The organism is Actinomycetota bacterium, from assembly GCA_041658565.1.
Classification (GTDB): domain Bacteria; phylum Actinomycetota; class AC-67; order AC-67; family AC-67; genus JBAZZY01.
In genome coordinates, this window is record JBAZZY010000004.1 from 69,692 (window position 1) to 83,457 (window position 13,766).

Annotated in this window: 12 protein-coding genes; 5 read left to right on the forward strand and 7 right to left on the reverse strand. The window is 65.0% G+C overall.

Annotation, left to right across the window (positions count from 1 at the left end):
• Positions 1–21 precede the first annotated feature (21 nt).
• Genes WDA27_04255 through WDA27_04265 form a run of 3 tightly spaced genes read right to left on the reverse strand, consistent with a single transcriptional unit; the run spans position 22 to position 2,454 of the window.
• On the reverse strand, positions 22–627 hold the full coding sequence (locus WDA27_04255; GenBank protein MFA5890155.1) for an acyltransferase: 606 nt from the start codon (positions 625–627) through the stop codon (positions 22–24).
• A gap of 1 nt (position 628) precedes the next feature.
• On the reverse strand, positions 629–1,660 hold the full coding sequence (locus WDA27_04260; GenBank protein MFA5890156.1) for a methyltransferase domain-containing protein: 1,032 nt from the start codon (positions 1,658–1,660) through the stop codon (positions 629–631).
• A gap of 8 nt (positions 1,661–1,668) precedes the next feature.
• Positions 1,669–2,454, reverse strand: a complete 786-nt coding sequence (locus WDA27_04265; GenBank protein MFA5890157.1) for an enoyl-CoA hydratase-related protein — start codon at positions 2,452–2,454, stop codon at positions 1,669–1,671.
• A gap of 228 nt (positions 2,455–2,682) precedes the next feature.
• Between WDA27_04265 and WDA27_04270 the strand changes: the two genes are divergently transcribed.
• Positions 2,683–4,467, forward strand: a complete 1,785-nt coding sequence (locus WDA27_04270) for an ABC transporter ATP-binding protein (protein MFA5890158.1) — start codon at positions 2,683–2,685, stop codon at positions 4,465–4,467.
• Positions 4,460–6,241 carry an ABC transporter ATP-binding protein gene (locus WDA27_04275; GenBank protein ID MFA5890159.1) on the forward strand — a complete coding sequence of 594 codons (1,782 nt, stop codon included), beginning with the start codon at positions 4,460–4,462 and terminating at the stop codon, positions 6,239–6,241. The genes WDA27_04270 and WDA27_04275 overlap by 8 nt, the downstream gene beginning before the upstream one ends.
• 171 nt (positions 6,242–6,412) lie before the next feature.
• Here the strand turns inward: WDA27_04275 and WDA27_04280 are convergent, their stop codons facing one another.
• Positions 6,413–7,816: a DUF222 domain-containing protein gene (locus WDA27_04280; GenBank protein MFA5890160.1), complete on the reverse strand. Its 1,404-nt coding sequence runs from the start codon at positions 7,814–7,816 to the stop codon at positions 6,413–6,415.
• A 172-nt stretch (positions 7,817–7,988) separates the two neighbouring features.
• Here WDA27_04280 and WDA27_04285 point away from each other — a divergent pair, with 172 nt between their 5' ends.
• Complete coding sequence (locus tag WDA27_04285) at positions 7,989–8,705, forward strand: DUF72 domain-containing protein (GenBank protein ID MFA5890161.1); 717 nt, start codon at positions 7,989–7,991, stop codon at positions 8,703–8,705.
• Between the two features lie 12 nt (positions 8,706–8,717).
• Here the strand turns inward: WDA27_04285 and WDA27_04290 are convergent, their stop codons facing one another.
• Entirely contained in the window at positions 8,718–9,029 is a 312-nt protein-coding gene (locus WDA27_04290; GenBank protein MFA5890162.1) for a hypothetical protein, read from the reverse strand.
• A 119-nt stretch (positions 9,030–9,148) separates the two neighbouring features.
• Positions 9,149–9,961, reverse strand: coding sequence for a Ku protein (locus tag WDA27_04295; GenBank protein ID MFA5890163.1), 813 nt, complete (start codon positions 9,959–9,961; stop codon positions 9,149–9,151).
• Positions 9,962–10,082: 121 nt separating this feature from the next.
• On the opposite strand from WDA27_04295, the gene ligD reads away from it, so the two are divergent.
• Both ligD and WDA27_04305 read left to right on the forward strand, forming a co-directional pair.
• Entirely contained in the window at positions 10,083–12,539 is a 2,457-nt protein-coding gene (gene ligD / locus WDA27_04300; GenBank protein MFA5890164.1) for a non-homologous end-joining DNA ligase, read from the forward strand.
• Positions 12,536–13,138: a hypothetical protein gene (locus WDA27_04305; protein MFA5890165.1), complete on the forward strand. Its 603-nt coding sequence runs from the start codon at positions 12,536–12,538 to the stop codon at positions 13,136–13,138. The genes ligD and WDA27_04305 overlap by 4 nt, the downstream gene beginning before the upstream one ends.
• 30 nt (positions 13,139–13,168) lie before the next feature.
• Here the strand turns inward: WDA27_04305 and WDA27_04310 are convergent, their stop codons facing one another.
• Positions 13,169–13,762 carry a hypothetical protein gene (locus tag WDA27_04310; protein ID MFA5890166.1) on the reverse strand — a complete coding sequence of 198 codons (594 nt, stop codon included), beginning with the start codon at positions 13,760–13,762 and terminating at the stop codon, positions 13,169–13,171.
• Between the last annotated feature and the right edge of the window lie 4 nt (positions 13,763–13,766).

Sequence of the window (13,766 nt, forward strand, 5' to 3'; positions counted from 1 at the left end):
CCTTGACCCACGTTCGCGCGCTCACTCGCGTTGTGCCGCTTCGCCCCGTGTCTTGAGAACGCGCGCGGGAACTCCGCCCACAATCGACTTCGGCGGGATGTCTCGATTGACCAGCGCATGCGACGCGATTACCGAGCCTTCGCCGATGGTGACCCCGCGAAGCACCGTGGTCTTCTCCCCGAACCAGACGTCGTTGCCGATCTTCACCGGCGACTTGACGATCCCTTGCTTGCGAATCGGAATCGTCATGTCCTCGAAGCGGTGGTCGAAGTCGCAGATGTAGATCCAGTCGGCGAAAAGACAGTCGTTTCCAATCTCGATGTCGAGATAGCAATTGATCGTGTTCTTGGTTCCGAACACAACCTTGTCTCCAATGCGCAGGTTTCCCTCGTGGCACCGGATCGCGTTCCTTCGGCCGATGAAGACCCACTTGCCCAGCGTCAGGCGCCCGTAGCCCTTGCGGGCGTACAGCTCAACCTTCTTGTCCAGAAAGACAAAGCCCTCGGTCTTGATGTGCGGGTGAAGGACCTTCAGGCGGATAAAGCGCAGCACCATCACCCAGTAGCGCGGGAGGTAAAGGCGCCGCCGGCGAATGAAGGTCGCGGTACGACGGATCGGTCCGGCCATCTCAGTCGTTCGCGGGCTTTTCCGCGTACAGCAGGAGATTGTAGAAGAGCGGCTTCGGCAGGATCCTGCGCGTCACCTTGTCGTCGAAGGCGTAAAGACGAAGGTAATTGCGATACGCGAACCACGCCCACTTGTCGCCGAGCAGTCCCGGACGGGCAAGCGCTTCGACCGTGCGCACGCTCCATCCGAACAACCCGCTGAAGAACTCCTCGGTCTCGACGCGGATGTTGGTGAAACCCGCCTCTCGCGCCCACTGCCTGACCATGTGGGGGTGGAACTCGTGCAAGTCCACGTGTGCTTCGAGCACCGATTCGGGATCTGCACCTCCGGCCGCTTTTGTGGATGCGCGCGTCAAGCCGAAGCGAGCACCGACCGTCTTCATCCCGATCGCGGTCGCGCGCTTGGCCGCGCTCACGATCTTGAAACCGATCCGTGTCGGCTCCCCCGCGACGACGATCGCTCCGCCGGGCTTAAGTACACGGAAAGCGTCCTTCAGCGCACCGGGTACGTCGGGCAAGTGGTGCAGCACCGCGTGGCCGACGACCAAATCGAAGAAGTCGTCCTCAAACGGCAAGTTCTCGGCGTCCACCGCGCGCCCCTGCATGTTCTCGATTCCCACGTTGCGCGCGTTACGCAAGCAGACATCCACCATCCCTTGCGAGATGTCGGTGGCGTAGGGCTCGCTGACGAGGCCGGCCTGGGTCAGGTTGATGATGAAGAATCCCGTCCCCGACCCGATCTCAAGCACCTTGCCGTACCGGCGATTAGGGGCAATCTTGCAGAACTTCTCGCGCGCGTAGGAAGTACAACGCTCGTCGAAGGAGATCGACCACTTGTCGTCGTAGGACCGGGCTTCCCAGTCGTGGTAGATGATGTTCGCCGTCTTGGCATCCATCGCTGCGGGGTTCAGGCGCGGGGGCGCCTTCACCGCTGCGTCGGAATCGGCCTCGGATACGGGGTTGTCGGTCATGACCGGCCAGAATACACGCGGATCCGGCGGGGCTCGAACCGCTCCCCCCGGACCCGCGCGCACGATTCCTCTTAGCTGCCGCTGAACTTCGCCTGGCCCGGACCCTTCTCCATGAAGGTCCGCATCCCGATCTTTTGGTCCTCGGTGGCAAACAGGCCGGCGAATAGCTCGCGCTCGAGCACGAGTCCGTCCGCAAGAGACATCTCCATGCCGCGCTGCACGGCCAGTTTCGCCGCGCGCAACGCCACCGTCGGACCGGCGGCGAACCGAGCCGCCATCTCTACCGCCGTCGGGTACACATCGGGGGCCGGCACGATCCGGTCGGCGAAGCCGATCGACAACGCCTCCGTGCAATCCACGAACCTGCCGGTGAAGATCAGGTCTTTGGCGCGCGCCGGGCCGATCAAACGCGGAAGCCTCTGGGTTCCGCCAGCGCCGGGAATCACTCCGAGCAGGACCTCGGGCTGGCCGACCTGCGCGTTGTCGGCCATGACTCGGAAGTCGCACGTGAGTGCCAACTCACACCCACCGCCGAGCGCAAAACCGTTGATCGCGGCGATGGTGACCTTCGGGATCTCCTCGACGAGGTTGAACGCCGCCTGCAATCCACCGATGCGGCTCATCATCTGCACCGATGTCGCCTCAGTCATCTGTTTGATGTCGGCGCCGGCCGCAAAGATCTTGTCGCCGCCCCAGAGCACGACCGCGCGCACCTCATCGTTGAACGTCGCCTCGCGCGCGGCAGCCGCGACACCTGCTGCAACCTCGTCGTTGATCGCATTCATCTTCGGGCGGTCGAGGCGGATCGTCGCGACGCCCGTTTCCTTGTCGAGTTCGAACCGAACCACTTCGCTCATGTCATCCCTCCGTCGCGCGCGGAAAAGTGGTTCTGACTATATCCGCTGGCGCCGGCCGGCCTTCGCGTCAGCCGCGCCGACTGATTACTTCCCCAACCGACCCATCGGAATCAAAGTCATCAAGCAACCATCTGAGATAAACTCCCGACCATGGCGGGGGCCACCGTACGGACGCGCAAAAACGTGCGCGAACGAATCCATACATCGGCTTCGTTGACGGTGGCCCGAATGCTCCCTCGACTCGGCATCCGCGCGGCAACAGCCTACGTTGGGCTTATCCTGCTCGGCGCGTTCCTCCCGGTGTCAGTGTCCGTTGCGATCGGCGTGCTCGTCGGTTCCGTCAGTCCGGCGATCGGGAATGGACTTGGATCGCCGGCGGGAACGCATCTTCTGACCGTGCTCGCGGTTACCGGCGCCCTCTACGTCGTACGCCAGATGCACGGACCGATCCAGGAGGCCATCGGCGGAGTTCTCGGCGAGCGCCTGCAATCCGAAGGCGCGAGTCTCGTGATGCGCGCGTGTTCATCCCCCGCAGGCATCGCGCACCTCGAGGACTCAACGATCGCCGACAAGATCCGCCTCAGCGATGAGATCGGAACAGCCAACAGCGCACGTGCAGCCGTGCCCGCGCTCGCGATCATTACCTCCTCGCGGCTGAGCGCGATCGCTTTCGGGATCATCTTGCTGCACTTCCGATGGTGGGCACCGCTGGTGATGATCGCCGCGTGGAGCGGGGTCAGCTACTACGGCCATCAGACCGCGGTGCTGTTCTTGAAGCGAGCGGAAGCAGCCACACAGGGACTCCGACGCTCCGACTACATGCGCGAACTGGTGATCGCCGGCGGCGCCGCGAAAGAACTGCGCGTGTTCGGGCTGGGAGGCTGGCTGCTCGACCGGTTCTCGACCTACTGGTACGGCGGCATGGACGACATCTGGCGCGAGAGGTTGCGTTTGTGGAGGATCATACTTCCCGCATACGGGGGCCTCGGCCTCTCCTACGCATTGCTGCTCACTGCGGCAGGTCAGGCGGCAGCCCACCACACGATCGGGATCGGCGCACTCGTGATCTATCTGCAGGCGGCGTCGGGAATGGGTGGGCTTTATCCGCCCGGCGATTCCGGCTGGGAGTTGAAGATCGGCGCGCGCCCGATCGGGCATGCGCTGGAAATGCGCCAGGCGGTCACCACGCCGGCTACGGACCTGCACGGCTCGCGCGCGCCCGAGCACGACGCGCCTGCCCGCTCGATCCGCATCGAGTCGCTGCACTTCACCTACCCCGGACGTGACAGCGCGGTGTTCGACGGTCTCGACCTGGAGATCCCCGCCGGTCGATCTCTTGCCGTCGTCGGCGAGAACGGCGCGGGCAAGACGACTCTGATCAAGATGCTGTGCCGCTTCTATGATCCGGCGGCAGGCCGGATCACCATCGACGGTGTCGACCTGCGCGAGTTCGATCCCGGCGCGTGGCGCAGTCAGATCGGCGTTATCTTTCAGGATTTCGTGCGCTATGAACTCTCTGCGCGCGACAACGTTGGGCTCGGCGCGCCGTTCACAGACGACGAGGAAGCGCTTCGTCACGCGGCGCGCCTCGCCGGTGCCGACGGAATCGTCGAGCGCCTGCCGGAGGGGTGGAACACGACCCTCTCCCGCAAATACGCCGGCGGCGCCGAACTTTCCGGCGGCGAGTGGCAGCGCATCGCGCTTGCGCGCGCCCTTTACGCAGTGCGTGCCGGCGCGCGCGTGCTGGTCCTTGATGAACCGACGGCAAATCTGGATGTCCGCGCCGAGGCCGAGTTGTACGAACGCTTCCTGGAGATCACCCATGGCGTCACCACGATCCTGATCTCGCACCGCTTCTCCACTGTGCGCAAGGCCGACCACATCTGCGTGATCGAACACGGAAAGTTGCTCGAACAAGGCACTCACGACGAGCTTCTTGAGCGCGAGGGAACATATGCGCGCATGTTCAACCTGCAGGCCTCGGCGTATCTGGAAGAGATCGCCGATGCGTAAGCTCCTCGGCGGGATCCGCCTGGTCGTCACCGCAGGGTTCCGCGTCAATCCGCGGCTTGCGCTCCTCGGACTTGCATCGGAGCCGATTGCGGCCGGGCTGAATGTCACCTCTGCGCTCGCGCTCAAGCTCGTAGTCGATTCGGCAACGCGCGGCGACCTGTCCTCAGTACAGCGCGGCGCCATCATCACCGGCGTGATCCTCGCGGTAGGAGGGTTGATCAGCGGCTTCGGATGGCCCTTCCGGATGCGCTTGCGGGAGGAGGCGGGCGCGTATTTCACGCAGCGCATCATCGAGTTGACGGCGGAGATCCCCGGCCTGGAACACCACGAGCGCGCGGAGTACCTGGATCGCATCGAATTGCTGAAGCGGAGCGGGAGCTCACTCGGAAGCGCGGTCACCGGCTTGGTTCCAGGGATCTCAGGTGTCGTTCAGCTCGCGGTCACATCTGTGCTGCTCGCACGCATATCCCCTTTGCTGCTCGCGTTGCCGCTGTTCGGCATTCCTTCCGTCTTGCTGGGCGCGCGCGCCCGGAGCGCACTCGAACGTGTTCGTCAAGCCAACGCCGAGCCGACTCGCCGGCGCCGGCATCTGTTCGAGCTTGCAACCCAGAGTTCACCCGCCAAGGAGCTAAGAGTCTTCGGCATCGCCGAGCGAATCCTCGGGCTGCACCGCGATGCAACCGAGCACATCGTCAGAACCGAAGCCCGAGTGACCGCGCGCTCTGCATGGCAGCGCGCGCTCGCGTGGGGGATCTTCGCGCTGGGCTACGTTGGGGCGATCGCATTCGTCGTCTGGCGCGCATCACAAGGCCGCGCCGGTACAGGCGACGTCTTCCTCGTGGTGACACTGGCATCACGCGTCAACCAGTTCGTCGCCACGACGGTGAGCAGCGTCCAGTGGATGATGGGATCACTTCGCACCGCCGAGCACTACCTCTGGCTCGAGGCATTCGCAGCGGCTGCCCGCTCGACTCCCACGCTCGCATCTGCGCCCGAGTCTTTACGCGAGGGCATCAAGTTCGAAGGCGTCACCTTCCGTTACCCCGGGACCGACAACGACGTCCTTCACGATGTGACGCTTTCGATACCCGCCGGCGCCACGCTCGCAATCGTCGGAGACAACGGCGCCGGCAAGACCACACTGGTGAAGCTGCTGTGCCGTTTCTACTCGCCCACGAGCGGGCGCATATTGGTCGACGGCACGGAACTCTCCACGATCGACCTCGTCTCGTGGCGCGAACGTCTCGCCGGAGCGTTCCAGGACTTCTGCCGCTTTGAGCTGATCGCTCGCGAAGCCGTCGGCGTTGGTGACTTGCCGCGAATCGAAGACGCTCCGGCAGTGAACGCCGCGCTTGGGCGTGCCGGAGCCTCCTCAGTCGTGGACGAGCTTCACGGTGGACTGGACGCCCAACTTGGCCGGTCGTTCGACGGCGGCTCCGAGCTATCGATGGGTCAGTGGCAGAAACTCGCACTCGCGCGCGGCATGATGCGCAACGCGCCACTGCTGCTTGTGCTCGACGAGCCGACCGCAAGCCTCGACGCGACGACCGAGCATGCCCTCTTCCAGCGCTATGCCCAGGCAGCGCAGGCGCGACGCGCGAGCGGCGGCATCACGATCCTGGTTTCGCACCGGTTCTCCACTGTGCGCAACGCCGACCTGATCGTCGTTGTCGACTCCGGACGCATCGTTGAGGTTGGAACTCACGCGGAGCTGATGGCTCGGGGAGGAACCTACGCCGAGCTGTTCACGTTGCAAGCGGTTGCGTATCGGTGAAGTAGCGTGAGAACGCGGTGGCTTTCGGCGGCACGAAGTCCCCGGACACATGGGTATCGAACTGACCGCCAGCCGCGACGAGCGACCGCTTGATCTCTGCTATGTCGGCCGAGTGAAGAACTGATCCTCGACACACTCAGATTCTGAGCGGCGACCACCCCGGCGCCGATCTCAGCCGACGCGCGACTCGAGACTGAGCAACCCCGCGACTGCGATCGAGTAGTCGGGCCGAGTGCCATCCCACAATGATCGAGTCGTCTCGGGTCCGAGGCCGAAGACCCCATGCGCGCGCGCAAGACCGGCGCCGCTCTCGTCCACAACCGGCGGTCGCGCGTCCATGATCGAGCCATCGGACCGTCGGAACGCGAACCGTTGAAAGCCGGCGTCTTCCATTACGAATCCGCCCTCGTGCACCAAGCGATGATGCCGACGACAGAGCAGGACGAGGTTCTCCAGCGACGTTTCGCCGCCGCGCGACCAGTGGCGGATATGGTGCGCGTCAACGCGTCGCGCAGTACATGCGGGGAACCGACAGGTTCGGTCGCGCGCGCGCAGAGCCCGCCGCATCCCACGCGGTACGACCCGACTGCGCCGACCAATGCTCGCCACCTCCCCAAACGGACCGTCATGCGCGACGAGAAGCGTCGCGTCGCAGGCGAGCCGCCTTGCGGTTTCTGAGGCAACAGGCGGACCCGCTTCGAGTTCACAACGCTCGCCCGCATCGGTGGCAAGAGCGGCGGGATCCACGTGGAGAACGATCAAGGCCCGAGGGACATCGTCGCGCAGAGAGATCTCGCGCGTCGGTGATGTGAGAAAGGACTGGCACACCTGGGTAAGGGCGTCGGCGCGACGCTGTTGCTGGGGGGATGAGCCCTCGGAGTCGCAAGGGCCTTCGGGAGATGCTCCCGCGGGAACATCGGGCCCGGCCTCTTCAATAGGTGTTCCCGCGTGAGCTTCTTCGCGCTCCAACTCGGCGACGGCAGCCTCGAGCGCGCGCACCACGACGGCACCGTCTTCGGGATCCAGACGCGCCCGAACGACCAGGACTCCCTCGTCGTCGTAGAACCACTCAAGCGCGCGCCGACGGTGCCGCTCCGAGGCGTTCTTCACCGACTTCGCCAGCCGGTATCCCCGAACGACCCGGTCCAGTTGCGCCGCAGTGGCGTGGCGGGCCCACTCCAGAAGGATCTCCTCGGTTTCAGAACACGCGACGCGCGTGATCGCGCGCACCTTGGAGTAGGTGATCTCGGCGCGCGCGAACGCCTCGTGGACCTTCGGGAGCGCACGCAGGGCGCGGGCGACGCGGACGTGCTCGCGCGCGGCCACATCCGAGAACCCACAGCGCCACGCGAGCCACTGGGAGCACGAACGGATACCCCACCCGGCCCAGCCTTCGCGCGCGTCGAACTCCCCGACCAGCGCAAGCAGCCGAGCGGTTCCGGCGCAAACGTGGGCGGCAAGCTCCGCGATCTCCGCCTCGATCTGGTCCAGTGGGCGCGCGAGCGCGATGTCTCGCCGAGACGCGGTGGCGTCGACCGCATACGGCGCGACATTGATGTCAGATGACCGGCTCATGCCTCCAAGTCTATCGGGACCCCCCGACAACATCGCCGCAACTCCTGGAGGAGAAAGAGGATGGAAGGGAGGGGAGGAAACCGGTCTCGGCCGTCGAGTCAGCGTTCTCCGCAGCGCCGGATGCTCACTTGCAGCTCAGCGCCGGCGAAGCCGCCGCGGGTAGAGTGCCCCTATGGCCGGGACCTTGTTCGTCGGCACCAGCGGCTTCGCCTACCGCGAGTGGAAGCCGGAGTTCTACCCCGCCGCGCTCAAGAACGCGGAGATGCTCTCCTTCTACTCCTCACACTTCTCCTCGGTCGAGATCAACAACACCTTCTACCGCGCGCCGACCGAGAAGATGCTGAAGTCCTGGGTCGAGCAAACCCCGGAGTCCTTCCGCTTCACGCTCAAAGCGCCACAGCGGATCACGCACTTCGCAGGCCTGCGCGACGCCGAGGAATCGGTTGAGTACTTCCTACGAACCGCGCGCGCGCTCGGCGACAGGCTCGGCTGCATCCTGTTCCAGTGCCCGCCGTCGCTTCGGTACGAACGCCGACTGCTGGCCGACTTCCTCGCGCTGCTGCCCGGCGAGCCGTTTCGCTTCGCGATGGAGTTCCGACACCCCTCGTGGGACGACGCCGAGGTTCGGGAAGCATTGGCCGCCAACAACACGGCTCTGTGCGTGGCCGACACCGGCACCGCGACACCGAGCGTCGTCCGAACGGCGCAGGGCTTCATGTACATGCGCCTGCGAGGGCTCGACTACAGCGACGAGGACCTGCGCGCGTGGTCGACTCCTGTGCGCGCAGCGTTGGAGGAAGGCGCCGACGTCTACGTCTATTTCAAGCACGAAGACGATCCATCCGGCGTTCGCTTCGCGCTGCGCTTTCGCGATCTCGTTGCAGGGTGACCGACCGAGGCGTCAGCCTCCGGCGCGCGCGGCATCCCGGCGCTCCATGCGCCGCAGAACCGCGAGACCTGCGGCGACAAGGGCGAGGATCGCCAGGGGAACGAGGGCAAACACGGACAACCACAGATTCGCCCAAGCGCAAAACGCAGTCCCAACGGCGGCGATCGCCCATCGTCCACGCCACCAGCCCCAGGCCCCGACCCAGGACATCAACGCCGACACGGTCCCGATCACGACCCAGGCGCGCGGCGGGTTTCCGGCCAGGGGATGCGGAATGTAGACCTTCACGCCGGCTACTGTCGCCGAAATCGCGAGTATCGCCACGACTACGGCGACCTTCTGTCTAGGGGGCCACGAACTGATCCGCATCGATCCCTCCGCCGAAACACGTCTTCAGCGCGAGGATCACCGGGATTCGAAGCGCAGTCAAACCGGCCGAATCATCAAGCGCTCTCGCGGCGGCGGCGCGCGGCCGGCTTCTTCGCAGTCTCGCCCTTGGCCATCGCCTCAACCGACGCCTTCAGCGCCTGGATCAAATCGACAACCTTGGTGGTTTCGCGGCCTTCGACGACCGTGATCTCCTGCCCGTCGATCTTGGCCGCGACGAGGGACTCCAAGCGCCGGCGGTATTCGTCGGTGAACTCATCGGGCACCCAGTCGCCGGTCATGCTGTCGATCAGCGACTTCGCCATCCGGAGTTCCTGCTCGCGCACGTCGACCTTGGCGTCCAGCTCTTCAAACTCCGCATCGCGAATCTCGTCCGGCCAGTACATCGTGCCGAGCACGAAGATCCCATCGCGCGCGCGCAGTGTTGCCAGGTGTTGCTTGTCTCGAAAGGCGACCGTCGCAATCGCCACGCGGGCGTCGTCCTCCAGCGCTTTGGCGAGCAGCTTGTAGGCCTTTACTCCGATACCGTCCGGGGCCAGATAGTAGGTCTTCTGGAACAGGATCGGGTCGATCTGCTCGGACGGCACGAACTTGACTATGTCGATGACGTGCGGTCCCGCAACCCCGCGATCGATCTCGTCGTCACTCAAGACCACGTAGTGGTCTTTCTCGTACTCGTAACCACGCACGATCTCTTCCCAAGGGACTTCCTCCCCACAGACCGAGCAGGTCCTTCTGTACTTCAGCCGGCCTTGGTCCTTGGCATGCAACTGGTTGAAGCGGAGCGACTTCTCCTCGACCGCGGCGTGCAGCCGAATCGGAATCGTAACGAGGCCGAATGAGATGGCACCTTTCCAAATCGATCGCACCGGTCCTCCATTTCGTCCGAAATGTGCGCGTCCCCCGCGCCGGCACCGTGCGTGAACTCAATCTTGCCCACCGCCGCGTTCGACGGCAATAGGCAGGCTGCGCACCGGTACGCTGTGATCCGTGGCCGCTTGGGAGAGCACACTGCGGTTCCCTCGTCCGTTCATGCCGGTCGCACACGGACGATCGTGGACCTTCGACGCAGGCGGACGTGTCGTGACACTCTCCAACCTGACGAAAGTCTTCTGGCCGGACACCGGGTACACAAAGGGCGATCTCCTCGGTGCTTACAACAGCTTGGCGCCGCTGATCCTTCCCTATTTGCGGGACCGACCGCTAACGTTGCTGCGCATGCCGGACGGTGTCACCGGCCCGAGTTTCTTCGAGAAACAAGCACCGGCCCACACGCCCGAGTGGGTGTCGCGCGCGCGAATCGAAGGCCGCGGATCCAGAGGCGCGATCGACTACCTCGTCGCGCAGGACGAAGCATCCCTGCTCTTTGTTGCGAACCTCGGTTGCGTCGAGATGCATCCGCTGCATTCGCGCCGCCAACGTCCGGGGCACCCCGACTATGCGTTCTTCGACCTCGACCCGTTCCCCCCGATCACCTTCGCGCAGGTTCGTCGCGTCGCGCTGATGATCCGAGTGGCCCTGGATGGCCTCGGGCTTCCCTCGTACCCAAAGACGTCGGGAGCGACAGGCATGCAGGTCTACGTTCCGCTCGATGGATCACACAATTACGAAGAAGCACGAGCGTTCGTCGAGCGCGTCTGTCGCGTTGTTCATCACGCATGGCCCGACGGAACGACGATGGAGCAAGGAATCGCCAAGCGATCGGGAAAGGTGTATCTCGATTACGCGATGGTGCGCCAAGGAGCAAACATCGCCGCCGCCTACTCGATCCGCCCCACCCCGTTCGCCGGCGTGTCCACACCACTGCGATGGGATGAAGTCGAGCAGGACGTCGAACCGCAGGACTTCACGATCGCCAACGTCTGGGACCGCCTGGCCCGCGAAGGCGACTTGTTCGCCCCCGTTCTGACGGGAGGAACTCCCGAAGGACACAACCTCGGTGCGGCGATGGAAGACCTAGGCATCGACCCTCGACGCTTCGCGCGCGCGCCGGCCGCGCGCGCCGCCTCGACAGCAGCCCTCACCGAATACCACCGAAAGCGCAGCTTCGCCGTAACCCCCGAGCCCGAAGGCTCTCCGGCGTCGTCGGTCGCGGCTCCCGTCTACATGATCCACAAGCACCACGCCCGGAGACTGCACTACGACCTGCGCCTCGAACGCGACGGTGTTCTCGTGTCTTTCGCGGTTCCGAAGGGCCTGCCGGAGGAATCCGGAATCCGGCGCCTCGCCGTCCACGTAGAAGACCATCCACTCGAGTACGCGTCCTTCGAAGGACGCATCCCCGAGGGCGAGTACGGAGCCGGTGAAGTCAGGATCTTCGACGCCGGAACCTACGACACTGTCGAGTGGAGCAACGACAAGATCACCGTACGCCTGCACGGCGAGCGGATCCGCGGGGAATACCACCTCGCGCGGACCGGTCGCGACGGCGAGCGGAAGAACTGGCTCGTTTTCCGGTCTGCGCGCGACGCCCCCATGCTCCGCTCGGAACGGCCCCCCGAGGGGATCGAGCCGATGCTGACCACGTCGGCGCGCGCCGCGTTCGACTCCCCCGACTGGGTCTTCGAACCCAAGTGGGACGGCGTGCGAACCCTTGCTCGGATCGACGCACAAGATCTTCGCCTCACGTCGCGCGGCGGTCGCAACGTCACGGCGCTCTACCCCGAACTCGCCGACCTCCCCGAACACCTGTCGGGCACGAACGCGATCATCGACGGCGAGATCATCGCCCTCGACGGCGAAGGACGCCCCTCGTTCGAACTGATCCAGCGTCGATTCACCGCCGCGCGCGCAACGCCGCGCAGCGTCGCCGCAACCCCGGTGGACTTCCTGGCCTTCGACCTGTTGTGGCTGGACGGGGAATCGCTGCTGCACCACTCGCTGCAAGACCGGCGCGCGCTGCTGGAGCGTCACCTAGTTCCCGCAGGCTCCGTGCAGATCTCACCCCAGATCCCCGAGCACGGAGTCTCGCTCTTCGAATCGGCAGCAGCGCGCGGTCTCGAGGGAGTGGTCGCCAAGCGCCTCGGCTCGATCTACGAACCCGGCCGCCGCAGCCGCGACTGGCTGAAGATCAAGGCGACCAAGCGTCAGGACTGCGTCGTGGTCGGATGGTCGCCGGCAGCCGGATCGGCCGCCGGGATCGGCTCACTGCTGTGCGCCGTGATGGACGACGAAGGGCTCCGATTCGCCGGGCACTGCGGAACCGGGTTCACGCGCGCCACTTCCCTGCTGCTGCGCGCGCGCCTGTCGCCGCTGGAGGTGTCCGGCCCGCCCATTGCAGTGCCTCCGCGCGACGAGGTCGACCACCGGGGTGTGCACTGGGTTCGCCCCGAAGTCGTATGTGCGGTGGAATACCTGGAGTTCACATCACAAGGCAGGATGCGCGCAGCCTCGTTCAAGGGTCTGCGCGATGACAAAGCGCCCGAGGAGTGTGTGGTCGAGGAATGATCCGTCGGACGATAGCCTTCGCAGTCTTGATGACCGTTGCAGTCGCGTGCGGAGGCGAGCCCCGCTTTACCGCCGATCAACTGCCCGGCCTCGTCCTGCAGCCGTTCGAGGCCCCAGCCGGGACCAGCCTCGATCAAGCTTCCTCCGGAACCAAGACGCTCGATGAATTCGCAAAGGACGACAAGGTCAAGCGCGCCGAACTTGCAGACGCGGGCTTCGTCACCTCGTACTTCCGGCTATTCCTGGCGCCGGAATTGTTCGACGGCAAGGACGCCTCCGAGCTATCCCCCGCGGGAAGCCTTGCCACGGCGTTCGCACTGCTGTTCAAGACGCCCGACGGGGCCGAGCAAGGACTCGGCATCGTCGAGCGCGCGGTTCGCCGCGACGGGCGAAACCTGCGAGAGCGGCCCTCGGCCGGCCTCGGGGACGCGTCCTTCTCTCTCGAAGGGACCCTGGAGCCCGGACTGCCGCCCGGATACCTCTACGCGTGGAAGCTGGGCAACGCCGTCTTTGGGATCGTCGCGGCAGGAGCGCCGGGCGCGATCAGCGAGAACTCCGCACGCGACCTGGCGGACCAAATGGCCGCGCGCGCGCGCTGAACGGCCCGAAACCCTTCGCGCGCGCCTGATCTAACCCTGCTTGCCCTCGATTGCCGCGAGCAAGAGCCCGGTCGCGATCGCAAGGCGAGGATCGAGCGCGCCCCCGGCCCCCGGCTCCAGATCGATCCTGACCTTGTAGACAAACGGATTGCGGCTCTGCGAACCGGTGCCGACAGACCTGCCGCCCACGTCGAAGTGGTACTTCTGAGGGGCGACAACACTCCCCAAGCCGCCGATGAGTCGCCGGAGGATCGCCAACCCCGCGCTGTCCTCCAGAACTCCCCCAACTTCTCCGTCCACCGCGTCCATGATGATCCAATGATCACGGACGATCGACTTCAACCCCTTGCGCTTGAGTGCACCGATCTTCTCGCCCGTCTGAGAGTCGACCACGTCGTAGGCCGCCGAAAAGTCGATGATCTGGCGCGCCTGAATCCGCAACAGCTCCGTCTGCATGTCCTCGGCGGTGAACAGCCGAATGTCCTCGCGAAGCTTGAACGCCTTCATCTGCGAATACATGATCACGGTGCCCGAGGCGTCGAAAACGTGGAAAGCCCCGCCCACCAGCTTCAGGACCTTCCTGCGGATCACGTACGTCGATTGAGCGAACCGCGAATCAGTCATTGGC

Bases quoted from the DNA above. Each gene is read 5' to 3' on its own strand.
- WDA27_04275 (MFA5890159.1), top strand. From the start codon at position 4,460: ATGCGTAAGCTCCTCGGCGGGATCCGCCTGGTCGTCACCGCAGGGTTC.
- WDA27_04280 (MFA5890160.1), bottom strand. From the start codon at position 7,816: ATGAGCCGGTCATCTGACATCAATGTCGCGCCGTATGCGGTCGACGCC.
- WDA27_04270 (MFA5890158.1), top strand. From the start codon at position 2,683: ATGCTCCCTCGACTCGGCATCCGCGCGGCAACAGCCTACGTTGGGCTT.
- WDA27_04310 (MFA5890166.1), bottom strand. From the start codon at position 13,762: ATGACTGATTCGCGGTTCGCTCAATCGACGTACGTGATCCGCAGGAAG.
- WDA27_04255 (MFA5890155.1), bottom strand. From the start codon at position 627: ATGGCCGGACCGATCCGTCGTACCGCGACCTTCATTCGCCGGCGGCGC.
- WDA27_04285 (MFA5890161.1), top strand. From the start codon at position 7,989: ATGGCCGGGACCTTGTTCGTCGGCACCAGCGGCTTCGCCTACCGCGAG.
- WDA27_04265 (MFA5890157.1), bottom strand. From the start codon at position 2,454: ATGAGCGAAGTGGTTCGGTTCGAACTCGACAAGGAAACGGGCGTCGCG.
- WDA27_04305 (MFA5890165.1), top strand. From the start codon at position 12,536: ATGATCCGTCGGACGATAGCCTTCGCAGTCTTGATGACCGTTGCAGTC.